Source organism: Paenibacillus sp. LPE1-1-1.1 (assembly GCF_040676435.1).
Lineage (GTDB): Bacteria > Bacillota > Bacilli > Paenibacillales > Paenibacillaceae > Pristimantibacillus.
Window position 1 is genome coordinate 125,597 of the sequence record NZ_JBEGHY010000012.1, and the last position, 22,945, is coordinate 148,541.

21 protein-coding genes are annotated in these 22,945 nt (G+C 44.3%); 14 read left to right on the plus strand and 7 right to left on the minus strand.

Annotation, left to right across the window (positions count from 1 at the left end):
• Window positions 1-19 precede the first annotated feature (19 nt).
• Both MRBLPE1_RS11260 and MRBLPE1_RS11265 read left to right on the plus strand, forming a co-directional pair.
• Complete coding sequence (locus MRBLPE1_RS11260) at window positions 20-466, plus strand: hypothetical protein (RefSeq protein ID WP_364145309.1); 447 nt, start codon at window positions 20-22, stop codon at window positions 464-466.
• Window positions 467-841: 375 nt separating this feature from the next.
• On the plus strand, window positions 842-1,324 hold the full coding sequence (locus tag MRBLPE1_RS11265; protein WP_364145311.1) for a hypothetical protein: 483 nt from the start codon (window positions 842-844) through the stop codon (window positions 1,322-1,324).
• A 370-nt stretch (window positions 1,325-1,694) separates the two neighbouring features.
• On the opposite strand, the gene MRBLPE1_RS11270 is transcribed toward MRBLPE1_RS11265, so the two are convergent.
• Together MRBLPE1_RS11270 and MRBLPE1_RS11275 are read right to left on the minus strand one after the other, a co-directional pair.
• Complete coding sequence (locus MRBLPE1_RS11270) at window positions 1,695-2,828, minus strand: hypothetical protein (RefSeq protein WP_364145313.1); 1,134 nt, start codon at window positions 2,826-2,828, stop codon at window positions 1,695-1,697.
• A gap of 1,290 nt (window positions 2,829-4,118) precedes the next feature.
• Window positions 4,119-4,340 carry a hypothetical protein gene (locus MRBLPE1_RS11275; protein ID WP_364145315.1) on the minus strand — a complete coding sequence of 74 codons (222 nt, stop codon included), beginning with the start codon at window positions 4,338-4,340 and terminating at the stop codon, window positions 4,119-4,121.
• Window positions 4,341-4,729: 389 nt separating this feature from the next.
• Here MRBLPE1_RS11275 and MRBLPE1_RS11280 point away from each other — a divergent pair, with 389 nt between their 5' ends.
• On the plus strand, window positions 4,730-5,815 hold the full coding sequence (locus MRBLPE1_RS11280; protein ID WP_364147227.1) for an NAD(P)H-dependent flavin oxidoreductase: 1,086 nt from the start codon (window positions 4,730-4,732) through the stop codon (window positions 5,813-5,815).
• Window positions 5,816-5,996: 181 nt separating this feature from the next.
• Here the strand turns inward: MRBLPE1_RS11280 and MRBLPE1_RS11285 are convergent, their stop codons facing one another.
• Complete coding sequence (locus tag MRBLPE1_RS11285; RefSeq protein WP_364145317.1) at window positions 5,997-6,407, minus strand: HNH endonuclease; 411 nt, start codon at window positions 6,405-6,407, stop codon at window positions 5,997-5,999.
• Between the two features lie 294 nt (window positions 6,408-6,701).
• Here MRBLPE1_RS11285 and MRBLPE1_RS11290 point away from each other — a divergent pair, with 294 nt between their 5' ends.
• The gene (locus MRBLPE1_RS11290) at window positions 6,702-7,181 is read left to right on the plus strand and encodes a DinB family protein (protein ID WP_364145319.1); all 480 of its coding nucleotides are present in this window, start codon (window positions 6,702-6,704) and stop codon (window positions 7,179-7,181) included.
• 300 nt (window positions 7,182-7,481) lie between these two features.
• Here the strand turns inward: MRBLPE1_RS11290 and ssuD are convergent, their stop codons facing one another.
• The gene (gene ssuD, locus MRBLPE1_RS11295) at window positions 7,482-8,645 is read right to left on the minus strand and encodes an FMNH2-dependent alkanesulfonate monooxygenase (protein WP_364145321.1); all 1,164 of its coding nucleotides are present in this window, start codon (window positions 8,643-8,645) and stop codon (window positions 7,482-7,484) included.
• A 33-nt stretch (window positions 8,646-8,678) separates the two neighbouring features.
• A complete protein-coding gene (locus tag MRBLPE1_RS11300; RefSeq protein WP_364145323.1) occupies window positions 8,679-10,124 on the minus strand; it encodes a 4-hydroxyphenylacetate 3-hydroxylase family protein in 1,446 nt (481 codons plus the stop codon).
• Window positions 10,125-10,350: 226 nt separating this feature from the next.
• Here MRBLPE1_RS11300 and MRBLPE1_RS11305 point away from each other — a divergent pair, with 226 nt between their 5' ends.
• From MRBLPE1_RS11305 to MRBLPE1_RS11315, 3 genes are all read left to right on the plus strand, one after another.
• Window positions 10,351-10,962, plus strand: a complete 612-nt coding sequence (locus tag MRBLPE1_RS11305; RefSeq protein ID WP_364145325.1) for a TetR/AcrR family transcriptional regulator — start codon at window positions 10,351-10,353, stop codon at window positions 10,960-10,962.
• Between the two features lie 333 nt (window positions 10,963-11,295).
• The gene (gene sfnG, locus MRBLPE1_RS11310; protein WP_364145327.1) at window positions 11,296-12,372 is read left to right on the plus strand and encodes a dimethylsulfone monooxygenase SfnG; all 1,077 of its coding nucleotides are present in this window, start codon (window positions 11,296-11,298) and stop codon (window positions 12,370-12,372) included.
• Window positions 12,373-12,459: 87 nt separating this feature from the next.
• Window positions 12,460-12,726 carry a hypothetical protein gene (locus MRBLPE1_RS11315; protein ID WP_364145329.1) on the plus strand — a complete coding sequence of 89 codons (267 nt, stop codon included), beginning with the start codon at window positions 12,460-12,462 and terminating at the stop codon, window positions 12,724-12,726.
• On the opposite strand, the gene MRBLPE1_RS11320 is transcribed toward MRBLPE1_RS11315, so the two are convergent.
• Window positions 12,706-13,125 carry a hypothetical protein gene (locus MRBLPE1_RS11320; RefSeq protein ID WP_364145331.1) on the minus strand — a complete coding sequence of 140 codons (420 nt, stop codon included), beginning with the start codon at window positions 13,123-13,125 and terminating at the stop codon, window positions 12,706-12,708. The genes MRBLPE1_RS11315 and MRBLPE1_RS11320 overlap by 21 nt on opposite strands.
• Window positions 13,126-13,416: 291 nt before the next feature.
• Between MRBLPE1_RS11320 and MRBLPE1_RS11325 the strand changes: the two genes are divergently transcribed.
• The 6 genes from MRBLPE1_RS11325 (at window position 13,417) to MRBLPE1_RS11350 (ending at window position 20,122) form a co-directional block, all read left to right on the plus strand.
• On the plus strand, window positions 13,417-14,796 hold the full coding sequence (locus MRBLPE1_RS11325; RefSeq protein WP_364145333.1) for an MFS transporter: 1,380 nt from the start codon (window positions 13,417-13,419) through the stop codon (window positions 14,794-14,796).
• A 26-nt stretch (window positions 14,797-14,822) separates the two neighbouring features.
• Window positions 14,823-16,028: an acyl-CoA dehydrogenase family protein gene (locus MRBLPE1_RS11330; protein ID WP_364145335.1), complete on the plus strand. Its 1,206-nt coding sequence runs from the start codon at window positions 14,823-14,825 to the stop codon at window positions 16,026-16,028.
• Between the two features lie 431 nt (window positions 16,029-16,459).
• Window positions 16,460-16,966, plus strand: a complete 507-nt coding sequence (locus tag MRBLPE1_RS11335) for a GNAT family N-acetyltransferase (protein ID WP_364145337.1) — start codon at window positions 16,460-16,462, stop codon at window positions 16,964-16,966.
• A gap of 218 nt (window positions 16,967-17,184) precedes the next feature.
• A complete protein-coding gene (locus MRBLPE1_RS11340) occupies window positions 17,185-18,486 on the plus strand; it encodes an NAD(P)/FAD-dependent oxidoreductase (protein ID WP_364145339.1) in 1,302 nt (433 codons plus the stop codon).
• The gene (locus tag MRBLPE1_RS11345; RefSeq protein WP_364145341.1) at window positions 18,464-19,327 is read left to right on the plus strand and encodes an RNA polymerase sigma-70 factor; all 864 of its coding nucleotides are present in this window, start codon (window positions 18,464-18,466) and stop codon (window positions 19,325-19,327) included. Before MRBLPE1_RS11340 ends, MRBLPE1_RS11345 begins: the two co-directional genes overlap by 23 nt.
• Before the next feature lie 342 nt (window positions 19,328-19,669).
• Complete coding sequence (locus MRBLPE1_RS11350; protein ID WP_364145343.1) at window positions 19,670-20,122, plus strand: hypothetical protein; 453 nt, start codon at window positions 19,670-19,672, stop codon at window positions 20,120-20,122.
• A gap of 88 nt (window positions 20,123-20,210) precedes the next feature.
• Here MRBLPE1_RS11350 and MRBLPE1_RS11355 read toward each other — a convergent pair whose 3' ends face one another.
• Window positions 20,211-21,962 carry a fibronectin type III domain-containing protein gene (locus MRBLPE1_RS11355; protein ID WP_364145345.1) on the minus strand — a complete coding sequence of 584 codons (1,752 nt, stop codon included), beginning with the start codon at window positions 21,960-21,962 and terminating at the stop codon, window positions 20,211-20,213.
• Window positions 21,963-22,463: 501 nt separating this feature from the next.
• Between MRBLPE1_RS11355 and MRBLPE1_RS11360 the strand changes: the two genes are divergently transcribed.
• The gene (locus tag MRBLPE1_RS11360; RefSeq protein WP_364145347.1) at window positions 22,464-22,928 is read left to right on the plus strand and encodes a hypothetical protein; all 465 of its coding nucleotides are present in this window, start codon (window positions 22,464-22,466) and stop codon (window positions 22,926-22,928) included.
• Window positions 22,929-22,945 lie beyond the last annotated feature (17 nt).

Below are 22,945 nucleotides of genomic sequence, written 5' to 3' on the forward strand. Positions count from 1 at the left end.
CCATATAGGAGATGATATAGTGAAAATTAAAACATCAGCTAAGAGAGTAGTAAAGACCAGCGCGATGAAGAAAAAATTGAACACTCAGTTAAAAAAGCAAGTTCGGGTGAAAAACACCACTTCGGGTACTGTTAGAAGCACAGGTGTTCTCAAAAAAAATCCGAGTACAACATTTGCCCATACCGAAGTCATGAATCGGAGATCTTCACCGATAACCGCAACCGTTATGGTCTTTAATTGGGATACCAATTCACCAGTAAGAATTGGTAACAACACCGTTACCATACCAGCCAATTCCCTTAGATTTTTCAATACAAATCTCGCTGGTGTCAACGATCACTATGAAGTAGTTGTCATCCTTTCAGCTACTTCAAATGTTATTGTTAACCATTTCGGAGTAGCTGGGGATGTACCGCAAGATGGTAACATCGTTCTGGATCGTGACCTTATTTCAATTACGTTATAACATGTTATAAAAATGCGCCCATAATTGGGCGCTTTTTTATTGCACAGTATTATCTATTTGTCTTTGTAAATGCCTATAAATGCTTATATATCAACGTTTATGGATATATCAGCATAGGACCATACCGTTCATCTCAATTGTTGAACTAACGGGCAGGATAACGCAACAATTCCCATAAATATCCGTCTAACTATTGGAGGGGCTGCGATTATACCTGAACCAGCATCCTAACATCAATAATTAAGGTCTGCCATGTGGCAGACCTTCGCTGAGCTAACTGGCAGTAATGCGAAAAAAGGAAATGGTATATTAACAACTTATTAAAAATTCATTTCGTTCGTTCTAAATTATGCACATACGAAGGAGGTTGCATTTGTGAAACATTCTGTTTTAGTTAGTTTATTAGTCATCATTATTACACTTGTTGGATGTCAAAGTGACATTGAGACGATACCAAAAGCTAAGATGTTCAGTATTAAAGTAGATACGCCTAAAGATTTACAAGCCGATAAGCTTTTTATTGTAAATGGTGCTTTGGTCAATAATTCCAATAGTTCTTGGGAATTAGAGCATGGTGCAGATATGTTTACTTATGATGTTTATGATATGAAGGGTGAACTTGTCCTGCAAGATGTAAAGGAGCGATTTGTTACTGGCATTGGAAGAGGGATTACATTAAATCCGAATGGCTCTTATAGTCACGATGGGGAGGGGCATGTTTTCCCAAAATATAATGAACTCACATTACAAGCAGGAAGTTATGAAATCGTTTCAAAGGCAAAATTCAGAGTTAAACATGGCGGTAAAAACTATGACTTTGAAATCGAATCAACACCTTTCGTTATCAAAGTTTCATAAAGTGTGTTTGTATTTGCTATTACGCTAAGGGGATACGTTAGTTCAATGAAGGACCCTATACAAACGAAAAAGGAGCTGCTGCGGCGGCTCCTTTTTACATCTTCACAAAATAAGTGATTTTGTACAGATGTAGCTGATTGGCGTTAAGCTAACAGGCAGAATAGTGGCTGCAGTCTGGACTTTATTTTCAACGAATACTAGTCATTGAGGGCTTGATCCCCCGGATGCAGGTTCCATTGGGGATTTTACGGGACTAGTTCTGGGACATATGCTCAAAAATCTTCGGTTTTCCGTTTCCCTGCTGACCGATTGAAAGGGCGGGTCCGCTTAAAGTCTCCGTCGGCCATACGGAGGCGGTAGTATTGAAGTATTAGCTTTGAATGGCGAACAACGAATTGCTAGTCATCCGGTACCAGGCGCCATTCTGGTATTGGAACTTCGTACCGCTGGAAACACGCACATGTGTATCCGTTTGAGAGGAATAAAGGTACGTTTTGGAGTATTTCAACTTCCCGTAGCGCACCGTGTACACCACCGAGCCGTCCGCGCCCAACTGATTGATGGAGATGCTGTCTCTTGAGTACCACGACTGTTTCCACGTCTGTAAAGGGGTTTCAAAAATCTGTCTGGTTTCGCCTTCCGGCGACCGGACATACAAGATCCAATTATCTTTTTCTATATTATACTCCTGATAGGTAATCCAGCCGTTATTGATCTGATAGGATGGTCTTGGGTTGGGAAAAAAGCCATACCAAGGATTTAGGGCCAATGTGGTAATATTGTCATCGGCGTCACGCAATCGGAGCAACCATTTCTGGCTACTGTTCCTTTTAACCTGGTAGATCATATTTTTCCCGTCCATCAAAGGCCCGCTGTAGGTTTGGTAGCCGGCAGGCAGCACATATGTCACCAACGTACCGTCGGGAAGCGACTTGTAGAGGTTCGAATTATAAGTTGGATCCGTATAAACCACGGTTCCGTCAGCCGACAGATCAAAGCGATTTGTACCTTGAAAACCCGAATCCGGTAAGGTAAGGGACTGTCCCGTAGCTAAATCCAGCACTCTATTGGTAAATACCGCAAAATTCCCTTTCACATCATAAACATCCCCATATGGATAATTGCCATCGATCAGATTTCGAACGTTTCCGTCGTTCCAATAATAAACAGAATGATAAGTAGGCCATCCGCTAGGGTCTGTAATAGATAAAGTAAAGACTACGCCTTCAGTGGATAACTTTGCCGAATGGATCGTATAGTTTGACCCGGTGGCATCGTAAACCTTTACTTCGTTTCCGTCCGTACGGTTGTACAGCCAGAGCACCTTATCGCCTGTTTCTTTCCAAGTAATACGGCTTTCGTCAAAGCCGAAGATGATTCCGTCGAATTCGTTAAGGAGCACCTCGGAACTCCAATCATCAGCGGCCGCTGCCTGCAGCGGCGGAAGCAAAATCAGTAGCAGCAGCGTAAATGCCAAAACGAAAGGTATAAATCGTGGTTTCATTAATGCACCTCACCTATAAACTTATTTTTGTTGACTATCCATCGGTATTTCGTTTTAAACATGTTTTGATTAAACACCCCCTTGTTGTGTCGAATTGACAGTAAAACATGGTGTAGTTGAGAAGGCAGGGTCTGAAAAGAATAACATTCAGCAGAATCACCGAAAGATCGTTATCTGGGGCCCTTACGGGAATTCATGTCTATGTTGTTTCTTTCGGGAAATTGAGGAAGATTATTCAATTTGAATAATAATATACTACAATATATTCTAATTGAATATTATATTTTGGGGTTAAATGACAAAAATCACCAAGCCTTTGTAATTCCTGAAAGTTTCAGGCTATGGGCGACTACTAGGGCAGTAGTTACCGAGTCGGGAATTGATGCATTTTGTACTATTTATTAACCTAATAACAGGACACGGTAACGAGTTCTAACGCAAAAAAAACCGACCTTTTGCAGATGCGAACAGGGTCGATTTTTTTATATTGTTTGACGGAAATCACTCGAATCAACTTATTATTGTATGGTACGAAGTCGATTCGGTCGGTTACTACTTTGTTTGCAGGGCGGAGGGTGAATTACTCAAAGAAGGCGACCACACACATAACCCCCGCTGGGTCACCATAGACGAACTGGCAGAACGGATACAAAGTAATATTCGTTTCTAAAGGTAATTAAGGGGAATTTTTACTTTACTCAACTAACGGGTACGATAGTTCAATAAAAACACGGAAGCAGCCGACGACAATGATCGGCTGCTTCATTACGCTAACGGGCAGTATAGCGCAACTTCGTATAGAAAAATAAGTATTATAGTAATTAATCAATTAAATAAGATTAGGACGTGCTCTAATATGCTCATAATATTTCTAATTGGTTTTATCATGGTCACAATGATGTTCTTTATGATCTTTTATAAATTGATTGAAAAAATAATGAAATTCCACAAACTATATAATGGGATCCTTTCAGGTACGATTGTATCTGTTATTATGTATCTTTGGATGATGAGCACGTTGAAGAACTTACTAACTCCTATGCCATGAGACTCCAAATGATTGAACTAACGGGAAACGATAGTTGAATGAACGCAGCGTAAACCAGTCCGTTTCAGGGACTGGTTTTTTCTATGCGGTGATCACCCTCTGTTCATAAAACGATCGTTTTTTAGAATTTATAAACATCAATTTAAAATGGAGAACGTTAGTTGAACAAGAAAGTTTCTTCTAGCCTGTTAATCTCTGATCCTTCAGCTTGTTCAAGCGGGATACAGACGCTTATATTGCATTTAATCCGCCTCAAGTTCACGCGCATCCTTAAACATTAATATTACCGCTGTTATGAATAAGACTGCGGTCATTATGCAGCATTCCGCGAAAGTCATGCCAAGACCGAACCACAGTTCGAGGACTGCGTAGAGTCCCGCCGCTGAGCCGGCAAATATGCCGATGCACGCGAATAGTAACGCGATGAATACGAACATGTGGCCGCCAGTGTGTGGTTTGTACAATGTTTTTTTTCCGGATTTAGAATTAACGAGATCCGCTCCATAGTCGCCAGAAGCACGCGTGACTTGTTTAGTTTTATTCTTTTATTTTGTGACAAATCTTCATATATTCTTTTTCGGAAATTGGACTGGTTAATTTAAGACCTGAAGAGATTTCAAGGGCGAAACTGGACGAGAAACTGGCGGAGGCAGGCATAAGATAGCACAATTTTCTAAAGCTTTTTGCTCAATTATGATTAAACTAACGGGCAACGATAGTTCAAACTCGAAAGGGCTGCCACATGGCAGCCCTTCGCTACGCTAACGGGCAGGATAGTTCCAACATGTGGTATCATATTCAGTAAAATTAGAACAGGGGAATTTTGGAGAAAGAAGCCAAGAGGAGGTTCAAAATTATGAAAACAGAACTGACACGCAAGCTCAAAATTGAATACCCTATTCTTCAAGCACCAATGGCAGGTGGTCCGACGACACCAGATCTAGTTGCATCGGTTTCAAACGCAGGAGGTCTAGGAAGCTTAGGGGCAGGTTATTTATCACCTGAGCAAATCAGAAATGCGATCAGGGAGATAAAGAAAAGAACAGATCGGCCCTTTGCTGTAAACTTGTTCGTTCCAGAGCAACCAAGTACACCCGAAGACACCATTGCCGAGATGAACAGTTACCTTAATAAACATCGCTTGGAGATAGGTATCGCACCGAATACATCAATCCCAAAGTTTGCGGAGTGGTTCGAAGAACAATTACAAGTCGTGCTTGAAGAAAATATAACCGTATTTAGTTTCACCTTTGGTATACCGTCACCGGGTATTATTAAATCCATGAAACAGAAAGGAATTCTCATCGCTGGTACAGCTACGACAGTCGATGAGGCTATAGCTTTAGAAGCCGCCGGAGTAGATGCCGTTGTCGCCCAAGGAAGTGAGGCGGGAGGACACCGCGGATCGTTCTTAACGAATAGCGCAGACACACTGATTGGTACTATGGCTCTTGTTCCTCAGATCGTTGATCATGTTTCGGTTCCTGTAATCGCATCGGGTGGCATCATGGATGGGCGTGGGCTTGTTGCAAGCCTCGCACTAGGGGCTTCAGCAATACAGATGGGAACCGCTTTTTTAGCAAGCATTGAGAGCGGCGCCCATGCAGTTTATAAGCAGAGGATACTTTCATCAAACGAGGATTCAACCGAAGTTACAAAAATCTATTCGGGCAAAGCTGCACGTGGCATTTTCACGGGCTTCATGAAAGATATGCGCTGCTATGAGGGAACTATACCCGACTATCCGATACAAAATGCATTGACGAGAGATATTCGCCAAGCGGCTTCTAAAGTGAGTAATCCAGAATATATGTCACTCTGGGCTGGCCAAGGTCTTAGGTTAGCCCAAGATCATGCAGCCGCTGAAATCGTGAAACAGACAGTTGAACAGGCCTACCTTCTCACCAAAAGTATGGGTAATCTTGGTAAGCGTGATTGAACTAACGGGTAACGATAGTTCAATTAACCGCCTTTATTAAAAGGCGGTTTTTCGTTTTGTTGAAAATCAAATTTATAGAATAACAAAACCTTGATTTTAAAGGTAGGTTTCGATCCGCAATAAATTCCTCGAAAACAGGCAAAGGATAAAAACCGCCTCAAGGCGGTGAAGAGTACTTACATCATTTCGCTCGACGATGGTTATGTTTAGCTTTAATGATGCGGTAACAGAGCTTTATAGAATTCGGCACGGAAAGTACTTTTTCTAAAAGATATGAAAACGCTGAACGGTTTCCTCGTTTCGTGTTGCATTCAATGCAAGAAGCGAGTAAGTTTTGGGGAAGATCTGAGCCTCCTTTGCTTGAAGGAACAATATGATCTACAGTCGTTGCGCGACGTCCACACCACAAACAAGTGTAATGATCCCGTTTTAATGCAGCTTTTCTATAGTCTCGAAATGAAAATGGGTTGTAAAGTAACTGGATTGTCTGCTCGTCGATCCAGACGGCACGAGCTCGATTAACTTCCCTCCAAGCCCGGTGAAGTAAACATGAGGTTAGTTTTTGTCCATCCACATTGAGCACTTTTATCATAGTCAATCGCCTCCTAAGGCTACAGTTAGTATAACCACAGACAATCTGATTATTTGATATGTGGAGGATATGTATGTTGGAGACGAGAGGAGTATCGGATATCTTTAATACCTTAACAGTTCGATAACGTTGAAGAAGCCTTGTATGGGAAAGCATCCCTGCAAGGCTTTTTTTGATTTTGGCTCTGTTAAAACTCGATGTTGATTTTACCATTAAGCTAAAGGGCAGGATAGCAGGATTATATCGCGAATCATGGTAGGAGTAACAAAGTTTATTATCACAGGGGGAAGCGACATGTTGAAACTATTCGAGTATAACTGGCAAGTTCGCAAAGATTGGTTTGACTGGTGCGATACGGTGAGCGAGGAAGAATTGTTGAAAAGACGCACCGGCGGCATAGGAAGCATTCTCTACACACTGTATCACATCGTGACAGTCGAATATGCCTGGTTGTGCGGGGATTTGCAAGGGAAAGAGTTAGAGATCCCTTCCTTCGAGGATTGCGCCGGCGTGCAAGGAATAAGAGAATTTTCGGCCCAATGCCACGCGGAAATTGCACCCTTCATCTACGCTTGGAATGAAAGCTTGGAAGACCGTATCATGTTTGACACAAACCAAGACGGGGAACGGGAAAGCTTTAAATTCGGCGAAGTGATGCGGCACGTGATTGCCCACGAAATTCATCATACCGGTCAATTGTCTATATGGTCACGAGAAATCGGAAAGAAGCCGATTACTGCAAACTTGATTGGCAGAGGGTTATTCGATATTTAACGTTGATATATCCTATTGAACTAACGGGAAACGATAGTGCAATGCCAACAGGCTGCCGGTAGGAAACGGCAGCCTAGTTGAGCTAACGGGGGCAAGGCATGATGTACTAGTTTAAACAGATAGGATGTAATTGACATGAGACTTACAAAGAGTCAGACCTTATTTGGGGTTATGCTTAGCTTATCAGCCCCTTACCTTGTTTTCCTGCTTGTCGGGTATATTATTTCGAAGCCGTCTGATGATTTTTGTTCCCAGCATTTTTGGTTTTTATTCCGTATGGGTAGTCGTTGTCAGCAACATCTACCTCAAATGCCGGAGTAATGCTGTCGATTTCTGTTCTGCTGCAGGAATTTGGTTATTGGCAATCATTTCCCCGAACGGGCTGATATAGGTCGTTTCATCGTGCTGAACATGGCTGGGCTTCAATAACGGAAACAACAGTTCCGCCGTTCTATATGCTTCTTCTAAGTGGGGGTATCCGGACAGAATGAACGTTTCTATACCAAGGTCCTCATATTCCTTCATTCTAGCGGCAACAGTTTCTGCGCTTCCGACCAAGGCCGTTCCAGCCCCTCCGCGTACAAGTCCGATACCTGCCCATAAATTCGGACTGATCTCAAGCTTCGAACGATCTCCATTATGCAGGGCGGACATACGTTTCTGCCCCTCTGAATCCATTCGGTCAAATATCTGCTGCGCAGAAGTAATCGTTTCTTCGTCCAGATGACTAATTAATTCGTTGGCCGCCTGCCAGGCTTCTTCCTCCGTTTTTCGAACAATTACATGGAGACGGATGCCGAACCTTAAGGAACGTCCTTTGTCTGCTGCCAGCTTTCGCATCTTGTTTATTTTTTCTTCCACTTGCGCCGGAGGTTCCCCCCATGTTAAGTAGACATCGACGTGTGCAGCCGCAACTTCGTGCCCGGCATCCGAAGAACCCCCAAAATAAAGGGGAGGGTAGGGCTTTTGAATGGTCGGATACAACACCGTGCCGCCTTCGATTTGAAGATGTGTTCCGTCATGATCGACACGCTCGCCTTCTAACTGCTTACGCCAAATGCTTAGAAACTCATCCGTAAGTTTGTAGCGTTCATCATGATCTAAAAACAAGCCATCCCCCTTTAATTCAACCGGGTCACCGCCGGTCACGACATTAATGAGAAGCCGGCCTTTGGAAAAACGGTCCAGCGTAGCAGTCATTCGTGCCGCAAGTGTAGGGGAGACCAAGCCTGGACGAACCGCTACTAAAAACTTTAGCTTCTCTGTTACAGGTACCAGCGAAGAAGCGACAATCCAAGGATCCTCGCATGATTTTCCAGTCGGAAGCAGCACGCCTTGGTAGCCCAATTCATCTACGGCTTGGGCGATTTGTTTGCAATAGGAATAGCTGACAGACCTTGCTCCATCACGTGTGCCTAAATAACGGCCGTCGCCATGAGTGGGAATAAACCAAAATAGTTCCATACTACATCATCCCTTCTTTTTCATTTAAGGTTATTAGTACACGTCTTTACTGGATTCCTTTAATAGCTTCCATACCGGGTCGGTAAGGCTTCCTTTATCAAATTTCACATATTGGCTAGCATAGGCGCGTACCGGATCGCCGGCATAGAAACGTTCATACAATTCGTGCCGTGAACCAAGAGGGCTACCGATTAAATCCCAAGCCAACTTGAAGAGCTGTACCTTTTTCTCGGCACTAACGGTAGCCCCTTCGAAATACAAATGCATCAGATTGGAAATTGGACCGTAAAAGTCTTCCATTCCGGAAGGGGTTTGAACGAATCCGCCACCGCCTATCTGCTGCACAATTTCTATTGCTCTCGGGTAATATTTCGTCCCAATATTTCTGGCTGTATCGATATAAGACAGCTCAGGTACGAGCACCCCGGATTCATCTGGTTCGGCCATCGTTTCGGATGCTATTACCAATGCTTTCATCACATCAATCTGGGTAATTAATTCGCCCAGCTTCTCCTGGATGTGCAAATACCCTTGAACGCCGATCGATTCCGCCACAGCGAAGGCGACTCCGGTAACGAATTCCAGCTTTGCTACAGATCGGACCACAGTTTGATGGAATGCGAGCGCATTGGCCGTTTTGTTGGCTCGAAGCTTCAATACAGCATCCGGATTGCCATAAAGAAGCACTCTTTCCCATGGAATAAATACATCATCAAAAAAGAGGACGGCATCCATTTCCTCATAACGTGAGCTAAGAATATGATTTTGCGCACGTTGATCTGCAAATGATTCCCTGCAAACGATATGCAGGCCTTCTGAAGTTGCAGGAACAATTAACACATGAGCGTGTTTATGATCCTTCTCTTCAAAGTTTAGGAATGAGAATATGATGAAATCATGTGTGTAGGGTGCGCCTGTCGCAATCATTTTGGCTCCCCGAACAATAATGCCTTCATCTGTTTCTTTCACTACATGCAAGAAGCGCTCGTTGATCCGGCTATCTTCCAGCCCGTTGGAACGGTCGATCTGGGGATCCAGTATTGCAGTAGTCAGGAAGAGATCCTTATCCCTGGCTTCTTCGTAGTACGCAGTAATTTTTGATTCAAAATGCGGATCGAGCTTTCCAATCTCCTCGCGTGCCGCAAACCAGCCCGTAATCATAGATCGGCCATAATCAGACAACCGACTCATCATTCCATTGGTTTCTCTGGACCAAAGGTCAAAGCTGTTTCTTCGTTTCGCCAAATCCTGGGGAGAATAAGGAACCAGGAAGGATCCATGGGCATACTTTTTGCCTCCAGGAGGAACGAAACCGATGCTCTCGCGTATGCCGGGCTCATCCAGCATATTGAATAATCGGGAGATGGTCTTCAATGTTCCACTGAAGGCTGGGTGCTGCGACAAATGGGTAACTAATTCACCGTCCAGCCATACCTTCCTCCCGTCATTGAGGCTTTGAATAAACTGTTCTCCTCGCAAAATGATTACTCAACTCCTTATGATGAAATAAGTTGATAAAACCCATTGTAAAACTAGGTAATGTATGTTTATCATTATAGCTACATTCTAAGTTCAAGCAATCGACAGTTATTTAGTTAGTGTTTGATATACAACACCTAATCAAAATGTGTTGGAAAGTAGACGTTTAAACCACAGATATTAGTGAAATGAGCAATTTCAACCGATTATGAAGGGGGAATGGAAAATGGCTGCTCATTCCGGAGCGCAAGACCGTCGGATTAGCCGAACACGTCAGATGATCCAAGAATCAATGATTGTACTTATTTTAGAAAAGGGCTTTGAGAAAATATCGGTCAAAGACATCGCTGATCACGCAAATGTTAATCGTTCCACCTTTTATGCGCACTTTCAGGATAAGTTTGAGCTGCTGGATAAAGTGATTGAAGAGAAATTACTTGTATTATCTGATTCGTTGCACAACGTCAATAACCGATTTTTGGTTACTAAATTAAGGTTCGACGAACCAGATCCGTTTCTATCCGTGCTGTTCGCACACATAGCGGAAAGTTTGAAATTTTATCAGGCGATGTTTACACATCTTGAGAAGGATGCTTTTACGATCAAGATACAAAAGGTTATTCGTGAGGCGTTATATGAACGAATCTCCGGTCTGAAAATGGAGCAGAGACTGTCTGTTCCACTTGATATCGTTTTGGACTATGCAAGTTTTTCTATATTGGGCGTAGCGCAAAACTGGTTGAAAAATGATACTGTATTCTCGCCGCATCATATGGCGCTTCAGTTAACCCGACTTTCGTCACTTGGAATATACAAAGCAATCGGGGTAGAACAATGATTCATTCGGCCATTAGATTGTAAAATTTTAATAGATATATTTATTCATTTATTTACAACAAATAGGGCATAAAGTGTTGGATATGCTTCAATTCATCTGATATTGTTTGTTGAATTTGAATTTTTTCATAGCTATAATGGCACTAATAACACAAATCCTACTGGTTTAGTTTGAAATGAGGTATGGTGTTTGTATATTTGTCGACTGGATCACCAGAGACAGACTGTCGTTATCAATGGACACATGCGTGCTCATTAATTCGAATTAGTCTGTTTTTTTATTTGCTCGGTTAAAAGGATGTGAACAAATTTATGAAATGGAGAGGTGAAGCTAATGTCTTTGAAATTTGCTTATTGGGTTCCAAACGTGAGCGGAGGGTTAGTCATTTCCAAAATTCCACAGAACACAGGCTGGACTTTTGATGACAATGCAAGATATGCCCAAATAGCAGAAAATGCCGGATTTGAGTTTGCATTGCTTCAAACACGCTTTATCGCCAGCTATGGGGCAGAAAATCAATTGGAAGCAATAGTCTTGGCATCTGCCTTAGCGACAGTCACGACAAATCTTAAGTTAATCGCTGCTGTTCTCCCGGGATTATGGCATCCAGGTCCAATTGCTAAAGCGATTTCGACACTCGACCAGATCAGCAAGGGCCGCGCAGCCATCAATATCGTAAGCGGTTGGTTTAAAGGCGAGTTTCATGGCTTTGGCGAGCCATGGCTGGACCACAACGAGCGTTACCGCCGTTCAGAGGAGTTTATCCGTGTTCTAAAGCAGCTGTGGACAGAGGAATCAACGGATTTCCGTGGCGATTTTTACCGAATCAATGGTGCTCCGCATAAACCGAAGCCTAACGTGATACCACCTGTATTCCAAGGAGGAAATTCCGCGGCCGCACGCGAGATGGCGTCGAGAGTCTCGGACTGGTATTTCATGAACGGGAATACAATTGACGGATTCCGTACTCAAATAGATGAAGTATCCGGACTGGCTGCGGCTAATAACCGTAAATTGAACTTCGGCGTTAATGCATTTGTCATCGTTAGGGATACGGAAGAAGAAGCGCGTCAGGTCCTGCATGACATTATAAGTCATGCTGATCCAGAGGCTGTTGATGGCTTCCGCAGCCAAGTTCAATTTGCAGGTAAGGCGTCTCCGGAAAGAGAGGGGATGTGGGCAAACTCCAATTTCGAAGATTTGGTACAGTACAATGATGGATTCAAAACCGGCCTGATCGGAACAGCTGAACAAGTTGCAGATCGCATTATCGAATTGAAAAAAATTGGCATCGATCTGATACTTACTGGGTTTCTTCATTATGATGAGGACATTCAAGCATTCGGAGAGAAGGTCATTCCGCTCGTAAGGGAGAAGGAAGCGGCCCTAATCAGTATTTCTGCTACTTGACATCATTAAATAGCCTCACGGCATTCAGCAGAGGTTGAAAGGGGATTTCGCTGGAAATAGACAATATTGAGTTGGAAAAACTGGATAATGAAAGCCATTTTCAAAAATGGGCAGACTACCCCGGTGAAAACAGGGATTTTTTTAAAAAAATTAGGCTGCGGAAGGGCAGATTTTAGTCCGAAGCAGATCCTACTGTTCTTTCTGGTTGACGTACCAAGCATCGATGTGTTGGCAGATCATAATGCCGTAGATGCGTATGTACCACATCATGGTAGAGCGATGCCTGCCGGATTCGAGTTTGTAGTCAATCTTCTCTCTCTCTTGTTAGAGCGCTCAATGGTGCGGCGCTTGTAAATCAGCTTCCACTTCACTAAGTCGCGGGGAGTTTTCGGGAAGAGCCTTGGATTGTCGCTGGTTTTCGTGTAGAAGGTACGGCCATACTTGGCTGTAGAGCAGCCGCAAGTCGGTGTGCATCTCCACTTGCGACGATGGAGCTTGTGGTCCGTGCCATTTGGGTTTCATGGGATTTCCCTTCGGACAAATGGGAATGCCTTTGGGAGAGATATGGATGTCACTTGCACCTTTGCTCGCTGTGTTCTTCTTGGAACGAACGTTCAAATCAATGAAGGGTTCCATGCCTTGGTGTTCTAAAAGAAGGTAGATGGATTCAGCATCATGAGCGACATCCAGTAGCATTTTGTCTACCGTGCTTAAGGTGAAACGTTGCTTGAATTCGACCGAGCTCATAACCAAACATACAGCATCATGCCGGGAAGCAGGCTGCAGTCTGGGATATAAAGGAAAGTCGTGTTTACTGTCCGCCGCAGAGATCATGTACAAGTGGTACCCGTTAAAGTACCGCTCCCTGGCGCTATCCCAGCCTGAGTTGCAATCGGGCTGGGAGTACACACGATGATGGTGTTGAAATAAAAAATCCCCCTACGAAAGTGGGAGGAAGGTTAGTTGGATGGTTCAAGGAAACCCTTGTCCCATAAGCCTCGGCGAATGCCGAGAGGCTATTTAATAGAAAGGAGGGGACTGATCGTGAAGAATGAGCTTCTTGCTAGGCTCGATAAACTGAAATGGAACAAATTTCATACCAATGTTTCCTTGGCACTTGGTATTGCCTGGATGCTTGACTCTTTTGAAGTCACCATCATTGGGAATATCATCGGTGTATTTAAGGATATGTGGGGCTTAACCGAATACGAGCAATCGTGGATATTAAGTATTTGGTTTATTGGGATTATGATCGGTTCCTATGTACTGGGATATCTGGCGGATCGTTTCGGAAGGAAACAATTATTCCTGATTACACTCATGCTCTACGGAACATTTACGCTGTTATCGGCTTTTTCATGGAATTATGAATCGCTGCTTGTTCTTCGGTTATTGACAGCTATTGGCGTTGGAGCTGAATATGCAGCTATCAACGCAGCAATTAGTGAGTTCATTCCGACAAGATACCGGGGAAAAGCCAATGCACATGTAATGAACTTTTGGTCACTGGGGCCCATTCTTGCATCGCTTGTAACACTTCTCATTATTAATATCCTTCCCCCTGAGTGGGGATGGCGCGTCGCTTTTGGTTTTGGTGCCCTGGTTTCGCTCGTGGCACTGATTATACGCAGATATATTCCGGAATCCCCGCGTTGGTTGATCGAACAGGGAGAACTGGAAGCTGCGGCCAAAGTGGTTGAGGGTATTGAGAAGGCTGAGGTGAGTACGGAACGAATTGTTGTAAAGGGCAAGAAAAAGAAACAAACTTCCACATCGATTTGGAAACAGTCCCGGGAACTGATCACCAAGTATCCCGGACGATTAGCGCTTGGAAGTCTTCTGGATTTCTCGGAGGCGGCCGGCTACTACGGCATCTTTGCTTTCATGCCGATCTTTATTTTACCGGAGATTAATGTCAAAGCATCTAATGTTCCGTTCTTCTACTTGATTGCCAATATTGGCGGGTTAATAGGCGGGCTAATTGTTGCATTTCTTCTTGAGCGCATAGGACGTAAACGGACAGTGCCGCTGTTCTACACAATGGCCGCAGTATCAGTTGTGCTGCTTGCCTTATCGACGCAAACACATAATTGGGGATGGGTACTTGCCGCTTTCACGATTGCGACAACTTTCGCGAATGGCAGCTGGATTTCTGCATACGTCACGTTTGCCGAAATATTTCCGACCCATCTACGTTCAACGGGCATAGGGCTATCTGTCGCTTTCGGCCGAATTGGAGGAGTTATATCACCGATCATGCTAACTGCCATCGCATCGTCAGCGGGGATTGTAGCCGCATTATGCGTACTTGCCGCCTTTTGGCTGATCGGAGCGTTTGCCATGATACCTTGGTACTTCAAGGGAGTAGAAGGTAAAGGGACATCCTTAGAAAAAATGATCAAAGTAGAAAACGTAGCTTCATAATTTCATAAAACAAGGAGAGATAAACAATGAGCATTGATCTTGGAAATACAAGCTCACAAACCAACTACGAGAGCTTGCGGGCCGAAATCCGAGGCATTGTAGATGAGATCATTAAACCAAGAGCGGAAGAAACCGACCGTGAAGGAGTATTTCCTAGAATAAATCTGCAGGCTCTCGCGGAAGCCGGTTGGAACGGCGTCTTGATCCCTGAACGCTGGGGAGGACGGGGGCTTAATCATGTCGCATTTGCGATAGCAGCAGAGGAAATCGGTAAAGGATGCCCATCTACCTCGCTTGTATACGTTATGCATGTCGGAGCTGTTCAAACAATCGCTTTGTATGGGAATGATGATCAAAAAGAACGCTGGTTGAAGCCGTTGCGAAGCGGATCGATTGGCACGTATTCAACGAGTGAAAGGGCATCCGGCGGCCATTGGTGGTTTAACTTCAGTGAGGCTTCGCGTGACGGAGAGGATTATATCCTCAATGCCGAAAAGTCTTTCACGACAAGCTCTGGACAAGCGGACTTCTATGTCTTTCAAACGAGAACGCCAGGTGCACAGACACCTACGGACGTAAGCTTCTTCATCGTCGATGGCAAGCTTCCTGGCATTACACCGGGCGTGTGGGAAGCGCTTGGTGTGCGCGGCAATCACAGCGGTCCTATTAAATATGAAGGAGTAAGAGTCGCACCTCAAGATAAACTTGGAACGGAAGGACAAGGACGTGAAATTTTAGAGAGCGGCGTATCTCCCGTTTACCTGATCGGGCTCGGTTCTACTTGGCTGGGAGTTGCGGAGGCTGCACTTGAAGCGGCAACCGAATACGTTAAAGGCATGGTTCACCGCGACTTCAATAAACGCCTGGCGGATTATCAAATTATCCGTCAGCAGCTGGCTGAAGTTAAAGTGCTCATTGAAAGTCTGAAGCCATGGCAAATCTCTCTTGCCAAACAATTAGACGAACTGCAGGCCCAGGGGCGGCCTCAGGTGGAACTATTGCTGCCCCTGGTTGAATTCAAGATCCATGCAGCTGAGGTTGCGAATAAAGCGACAAAAGCTGCACTTGATGTTACTGGGGGTTACGGGTATAAGAAAGGCGTATTTGAACGACTGTTCCGAGATGCACGTGCAGGTATCGCCATGGGGCCATCCAACAACATTGCTCGGGAATGGATCGGTAAAGCACTAGTCGGCCTGCCGCTTGAACTGTGGCATGAAGGTGGGGAGTAACTGTAAGCTGCTCAACCGTGTTAATAAAAAAGGCATGAGACACCTTTGAGCAGGGGTCTCATGCCTTTTTAATGGTTTGATGCTTTTAGATTTAGTACTCAACATCGCAGATTGGCTATGCGCAGGAATCTTCGTTGGGTGATTGATTCGATTAATGAAATATTGAGCGGTAAAGTGACCAGCAAAACCTTATCTGGTGTGAAGTATCATTTGGTCGAGCTAAACAATACAACCGTAAGGATAATCGACCCATACTCCGACGACGTAGCTTATTGTGAGCTACCCATATCCACCTTTAGAAACATAATTGTCAACTGGCTCCAACAAAAGGATAAATACTACGGATTACGCTAACGGGCAGTTATCTTCAGTGAATTCGTATGGTAACATATGGGTAAAGTGTTCGTTCTGGAGGATGGGGGACTGAACTAATGAAGGTAAGAGAAGCGTGCATTAAAGACGCAGAAAGAATCGCAATTGTTCATGTTGATAGTTGGAAAACCACTTATAAAGGCATCATATCAGAGTCATACTTATCTAGTCTCTCCGTTGAGAAGAGGACTAAGAATTGGTTATGGACATTTAAAAATCTCAACGCACACGAAAAAATATTCGTTGCAGAAGACAGAGAAGGTAACATCATTGGATTTTCTAATGGTGGAAGAAGTCGGAGTGACGAATTTAAACATGACGGTGAGCTTTATGCAATTTATCTATTAAGGGACTACCAAAGATTAGGGATAGGAACAATGCTCTTTAATTCAGTTGTTGAGTCACTAAAAGATAATGGCTATTCTTCAATGATGTTGTGGGTTCTCAGAGACAATCCATCGGTTACATTTTACAAATTACAAGGCGGTCAAACTTTTGGGCAGAAGTCTATTTCAATAGGTGGATATAGTTTAGTTGAATTAGCCATTGGATGGGATAGCATATAACCAGTTTGCTGTTGAGCTAACGGGTACGTTAGTTCAGAATTCAGGGAGCAGTTTGCCGCCGCGGCATCTGCGCTCTCTGTCGTTAAGCTAATGGGCAGGATAGTTGAATATTAATTCCGGTTAACCGAGGAGATTTCCTTTAAATTTTTTTTGCTTTTCTGTCACACTTCACATCCCTTGCCCGTCATACAGGTAAAATTTGAAAGGGATGATGAGCGATGCAAAAGGTTGATGTGGTCGTGGTTGGTGGAGGGATTGCGGGTTTAACCGCAGCAATTTACGCAGCCATAGCTGGGAAACAAACGGTGGTCATTGAAAAACAGAATCGCATAGGCGGCCGAGCCATTTCCAATAAGAAAAAAGGAGCTTACTTCAATTTAGGGGCGCATTCCTTGTATAAGGGAGATGCGTACGAGACTTTCCGGGAATTGGGGCTGACCTTGCAAGGAAAGCGGCCTTCATCGTTCGCTTATGGCGTTTGGAAAGGGAAATTGAACACCTTGCCTTCGGATATGAAATCCTTGTTTACGACCCCGCTGTTGTCTTGGAAAGGAAAGATGGAGTTTGCTTCCTGTCTTATGAAAGTTAAAAAAGCGGATACTCGTCAATTTGACCGGATCAGTATCCGCGAATGGGTAGAAGGGAATTTGCGAGATCCCATGGTGCGCAATATCTTTTATTCGTTACTTCGTGCCGCCAGTTATGTGGTCGGGCCGGATTTGCCAGCCGCGGGTCCTGTATTGAAACAGCTGCAGAATGCCCTTAAAGGCGCGTTGTACCTGGATCGTGGCTGGGGCGAATTGATCGAGGAATTGCGGAAAAAGGCATCCGACCTGGGAGTACGGTTATTAACAAATACCAAAGTCTCGTCCATCGATACCCGTGGCGGGATCGTGCGGCAGGTTCTCTTTGAAGACGGAACGAAAATCGATACGCACCATGTTATCCTTGCCACATCGCCTTCTATTGCCAATCAGTTGGTGCCCTTTGCAGAAAAAAACGCCCTTCATATCTGGAAAGAACAAGCGATTGAGGTCAACGCAGCTTGCCTGGATGTGGCCTTGAAACGACTTCCCAAGCCTAAACAACAATTTGCTTACGGGATTGATCAGACCGTGCTTCTTAGCAATTATTCGCGTGCGGCTTATCTAAGCGACGATGGCGCGCAAGTCATATCGCTCATTAAGTACCAAGGGAAAGAACCGGACCCGGATAAAGATTTACAAGAACTGGAAGGCGTGCTGGATTTGATGCAACCGGGATGGCGGGGAGAATTGATTGTCAAGCAATACCTTCCTAAAATGACGGTTTGTCACGACTTTATGCATATGAAACGTCATGAGAATCCCGGACCCGCTGTCCCGGAAATACAAGGATTATATGTAGCAGGAGAATGGGCATCGCACGGTGAAGTATTGGTTGATGCCGCGACGGCAAGCGCCAAAAGAGCCATACAACACATGCTCTCCCTTGAGAGTAAGGAGAGGAATGCCTTTAATGAGCACAGAGGAATTATATAAACGTCATAAAACGGAGCTGTTTTCGTTAGCCTATCGAATGCTCGGCAGCGTCATGGATGCGGAAGATATCGTACAAGATACTTTTTTGAGCTATGACGGAATGTACGACGTCGGGACAATCCGTAACGAAAGGGCATTCCTATACAAAATTGTAACGAATCGTTGTCTTGATCTTCTGCGCTCGTCAGCCAAAAAACGGGAAATGTACGTCGGTCCATGGCTTCCGGAGCCCCTGATTGAAAAAGGGTCTTCGGACAACGATCCATCTAATAGGTATTTGCGGTCGGAGTCGATTTCCACGGCTTATCTTCTGCTTCTGCAGCAATTGAGTGCAACGGAAAGGGCGGTTTTTCTTCTTCGAGAGATATTTCATTATTCGTTTGAAGAGATTGCCGATATAGTCGGTAAAAGCAGTGCGAATTGCCGGCAAATTTTCCACCGCGCCAAAAAAAGCATCCATTTCGACCCGGACCAACAACCGTCGGTTTCCATTGCGGAGGATAGGATTAAAGAGTTTGTGAATTCGCTGTTGCAAGGAAATACGACGAAGCTTCTTGAACTGGTTAGTGAGAATGTTGTGCTCTACTCGGACGGCGGAGGCAAAGTAAGCGCGGCACAAGTGCCTGTTGTCGGGTTTGAGCAAGTGCTGAAGCTTCATCAAAATGTGATCAACATGCATGCGGGTCAATTTACGTACTCGTTACTCATGGTGAATGGGCTCCCCGGAATCCGCATTCGTTTGGATGAAGGGATTCAATATATTTATTCTTTTGCTTATCGGGATCATAAGATCGAAGCGATTTATACTGTCGCAAATCCGGAAAAGTTAAGACATCTATAGAAACACTATTTAAAAAGAGCTGTATAGTAAAATTCTACGAAAGGGGCTGCCGAGGCACTCCTTTCATTTTTTCGCCGGTAAACCTGTTAAGGAGAACCGTAACATATATTCAAACAAGTCACGGTTTTCATCGGTTCAACATAGCTTAGGGTTACTTTGAGCACAAATCAAGAGTAACCCCTCTCTCTTGTATGTTTAATTATTAAAGGAAAAACAACTCAGAAAGGCCGTCCCGCGAGGAATGGCCAGATCGCTACGCTAACAGGTACGATAGCGCAATAAAATGCAAGGAAAGCCTGTCTAATGCCGGTTACTTATTCCAATGAATACGGAGGGAATACGTTGTCTTTAGAAATGCGAATTACTGGTTTGTGGTCCTTAGATTACTTATATGCTCCAGGAGCTATGGAGGATGTTATTGTTACTTTCCTCCCCAGTGGTGAAGGTTGGTTGTGCTTTGCTCATCCATGCCAAAATATTGTGGAAAAGTTCAAATGGGCAATCGATGAGCACGATTTATTACACCTTAAAGGAACGACGTCAACAATGTTCTATGATGTAGACGAAGGCGACGAGTTAGCGCTGGATAGCTTTTTTGATGAAATATCTGATATGGAAATCCTCGATGTAAAGGTAGATATTAAGAAAGAGCTTACTCCCCGCGGGGAAAACGAGGTGATTACTTTTTCAAAACCATTGTGGGATCCAGATAACAGATTTGCTTTAGTACATAGAGACTTCGCTAGTATTAAACCGCCTTCTTTTAGTTATAGTTGGCGTTCAACTAACGGGTAACGATAGTTAAAAGAAGCATAGCGCAACTGAAAGGCCGGGGGGAGACCTCGCGGCCGGCCATTAAGTTTCCGTAAACATAGCGATATCTTCAGTGATTGTCATATTTGATGCTGACATAGACGAAAACTTTCTTATCCGGACTATAATCATTGCCAGTATGTCCCTTAACTCTCCACTCTGCTCTGTACCCTCCGGGCACCTCGGTAGCACTGTACTCGGTACCATTTGTAAGTAACGTCGTATCTTCCGGCAATCGGTTACCCTCGCCCACAGTCTCCAGACTTAGGTCATAATCTTCCCCTTCCGGGGAAGCCATGGAGACCTTAACGACTCCATGGAAACCTTCAGGGGGGCTCCAAGATCCAATCAACTCTTGTCCTGAGGACGAAATGTACCCGTAATATAACGAAAACTCATAATTGTACCAGCCATCGGAATAAGTTTTGGAATCGGAAAGCTGAAAAGAGCCGGGAGCCGTATATGCAGAAGTAGTGACCGTCACTTCTTGTTTCACACTTTGGTTGTCATAGGCATCGATGGCGACTAGAGAAAAGAGGTAGGACGAATTTGGAGACAGCCCCTTCACTTCATAGCTGTTCACGTCTCCGTCCAGGGCAGCCCGCAGCGCATTGTCTTTGTATACATAGTACTTGTATACACCCGTATCATCTGTGGCCGGCTGCCAATTCAGGCGTACGCTGTTATAGTTCACATCGGTAACCGTCAGCAAGTCGCCTTCAGGCCACTGCGGCGCTTCAGGAGTGTTGGGACTGGACTCGCTAAGTCCTAGAACTAGTACGGGAATAGAATGGTATGACCTTGCTGCATCGCCCAGTTGACCAGAACCATTCCATCCCCACGCCCAGACGGTTCCGTCGCTTTTGACCGCCAAACTATGCTCAAAACCCGCGGCTATGTTTACCGCCGAACTGAGATCTTGCACTTGAACAGGAGTGGTACGAATGTCAGATTCGTAACATTCACTGCCTTTCAAATTGCATCCCCATTCCCAGACGGTTCCGTCGCTTTTAAGCGCCAAACTATGCCATTCGTCCGCAGCGATGGCGGCCATCGAACCGAGTTCCTGCACTACTTGAACAGGGGTATAACGGTCTGTGTTTGTTCCATCGCCGAGCACGCCATAACCATTCCATCCCCATGCCCAGACGGTTCCGTCGCTTTTGACCACGAAACGGCCATTTCCCGCATCGAAGGAGACTACCGAACTGAGACCCTGTACTTGGACGGGGTTAGAACGGATTTCAGTTGTTCCATCGCCGACCGTACCTCCCCACGCCCAGAGGGTTCCGTCGCTTTTGACCGCCAAACTAGTGCCAGTACCCGCAGCTACGGCGGTCACCGAATCGAGACCTCGTACCTGAGATGGAGTATAGAAGGAAGTATAAATGTCTGACGTTGTTCCATTGCCGAGTTCCCCAGCGCTATTCATTCCCCACGCCCAAACGGTTCCGTCGCTTTTGAGCGCCAAATTATGTTGACCGCTCGCAGAGATGGCGACTACCGAACTGAGACCCTGCACTTGAACGGGGGTTAAACGCCAACTTGTTTTATATGGGTCTTCGCCGAGTACACCATACTCATTCATTCCCCACGCCCAGACGGTTCCGTCGCTTTTGAGCGCCAAACTATGATTGCCACCTGCAGCTACGGCGGTCACCGAATCGAGATCTTTTGCCTGAACGGGAGTGGCACTGGAATACGGGATTCCGTTGCCGAGTGTGAAACTTCCTCCCCACGCCCAGACGGTTCCGTCCTCTTTAAGAGCCAGACTATGACTGTGTCCTGCTGCAACCATCGTTACACCCGATTTCGAACTCACTGCTGCCACCACGGAATCGACCTCAGCGACGGCTGCCTGAAAGGGCAGGAGCAGTGTCAGCAGTAAAAATCCACAAACTAAAAGTATAAACCGTCGTCTCATTCAATCTTCACTCCCATCTTTGATCTACCTTAAATCTACCATATTACGGAAATCTATTGATCTGCCCGTTGCACTATACAAATCTGGTGCAATTGTCATAACAGAGGGTAAAGATAAAGACTAAAGATCGTCCCAACAGCACTTTATTATGAATTTATTATCAATAATTTTGGACGCATGGAAATTGGCAGTCTTGAAAATAGCTTAGAAGCGCTATCCAACATCGGGACTAGAGTATGGACATACTTTTACATCGAGCCTTAAATCAAATCAAGAAGGTGTGTTTGCTTTGAACGGAACACGATAGTTGAACACCGAAAGGGCTGTTGCATGGTACTCTTCGTTACGCTAACGGGCAGATTTGTTTAATGCAATTGTCATAATTATAAGGTGGTGGTTATGTTGATATCGTATACTAAGAAACATCAGGATATTGTTAAAAAAGGTGTAGATGCAATCGGTGAAATCTTAAAAAGTGCTAATGTTAATGAAAAAAGAAGTATATTATTTTGCTTAGATAAATACCTAGACCCTTATTTTGGATACAACTTGCCTTTTTTTGATGAGATAATAGTTCTCTTAGAAAAACACTTGTTTGAAAATCATGACAAAGAAGTTAAAGAAGATGTTTTGCAATTATTAACTGATTATTCAAAGGATTCATTAGATTATTTGGCAGAAAAAATCGAATTAATCGAATTCGAACTACTCGCAGATGCAATTTATGCTTTGGGCTCTACTTTTAATTTAAAGTACGTACCAATTTTTATCAGATATGAAAATCATGAAAATCTTAATGTGCGAAATGTAGCAAAAGAATCATTGTTGGAGTTATCAAAATCTAATCGTGACACCAAAGAATAATAAAGTTTTTTTAGATT

What these genes read in the sequence shown, in the direction of transcription:
- MRBLPE1_RS11345 (WP_364145341.1), top strand. Translation starts at nt 18,464, where the DNA reads ATGAGCACAGAGGAATTATATAAACGTCATAAAACGGAGCTGTTTTCG.
- MRBLPE1_RS11360 (WP_364145347.1), top strand. Translation starts at nt 22,464, where the DNA reads ATGTTGATATCGTATACTAAGAAACATCAGGATATTGTTAAAAAAGGT.
- ssuD (WP_364145321.1), bottom strand. Translation starts at nt 8,645, where the DNA reads ATGGAACTATTTTGGTTTATTCCCACTCATGGCGACGGCCGTTATTTA.
- sfnG (WP_364145327.1), top strand. Translation starts at nt 11,296, where the DNA reads ATGTCTTTGAAATTTGCTTATTGGGTTCCAAACGTGAGCGGAGGGTTA.
- MRBLPE1_RS11330 (WP_364145335.1), top strand. Translation starts at nt 14,823, where the DNA reads ATGAGCATTGATCTTGGAAATACAAGCTCACAAACCAACTACGAGAGC.
- MRBLPE1_RS11335 (WP_364145337.1), top strand. Translation starts at nt 16,460, where the DNA reads ATGAAGGTAAGAGAAGCGTGCATTAAAGACGCAGAAAGAATCGCAATT.
- MRBLPE1_RS11315 (WP_364145329.1), top strand. Translation starts at nt 12,460, where the DNA reads ATGAAAGCCATTTTCAAAAATGGGCAGACTACCCCGGTGAAAACAGGG.
- MRBLPE1_RS11305 (WP_364145325.1), top strand. Translation starts at nt 10,351, where the DNA reads ATGGCTGCTCATTCCGGAGCGCAAGACCGTCGGATTAGCCGAACACGT.
- MRBLPE1_RS11290 (WP_364145319.1), top strand. Translation starts at nt 6,702, where the DNA reads ATGTTGAAACTATTCGAGTATAACTGGCAAGTTCGCAAAGATTGGTTT.
- MRBLPE1_RS11340 (WP_364145339.1), top strand. Translation starts at nt 17,185, where the DNA reads ATGCAAAAGGTTGATGTGGTCGTGGTTGGTGGAGGGATTGCGGGTTTA.
- MRBLPE1_RS11270 (WP_364145313.1), bottom strand. Translation starts at nt 2,828, where the DNA reads ATGAAACCACGATTTATACCTTTCGTTTTGGCATTTACGCTGCTGCTA.
- MRBLPE1_RS11285 (WP_364145317.1), bottom strand. Translation starts at nt 6,407, where the DNA reads ATGATAAAAGTGCTCAATGTGGATGGACAAAAACTAACCTCATGTTTA.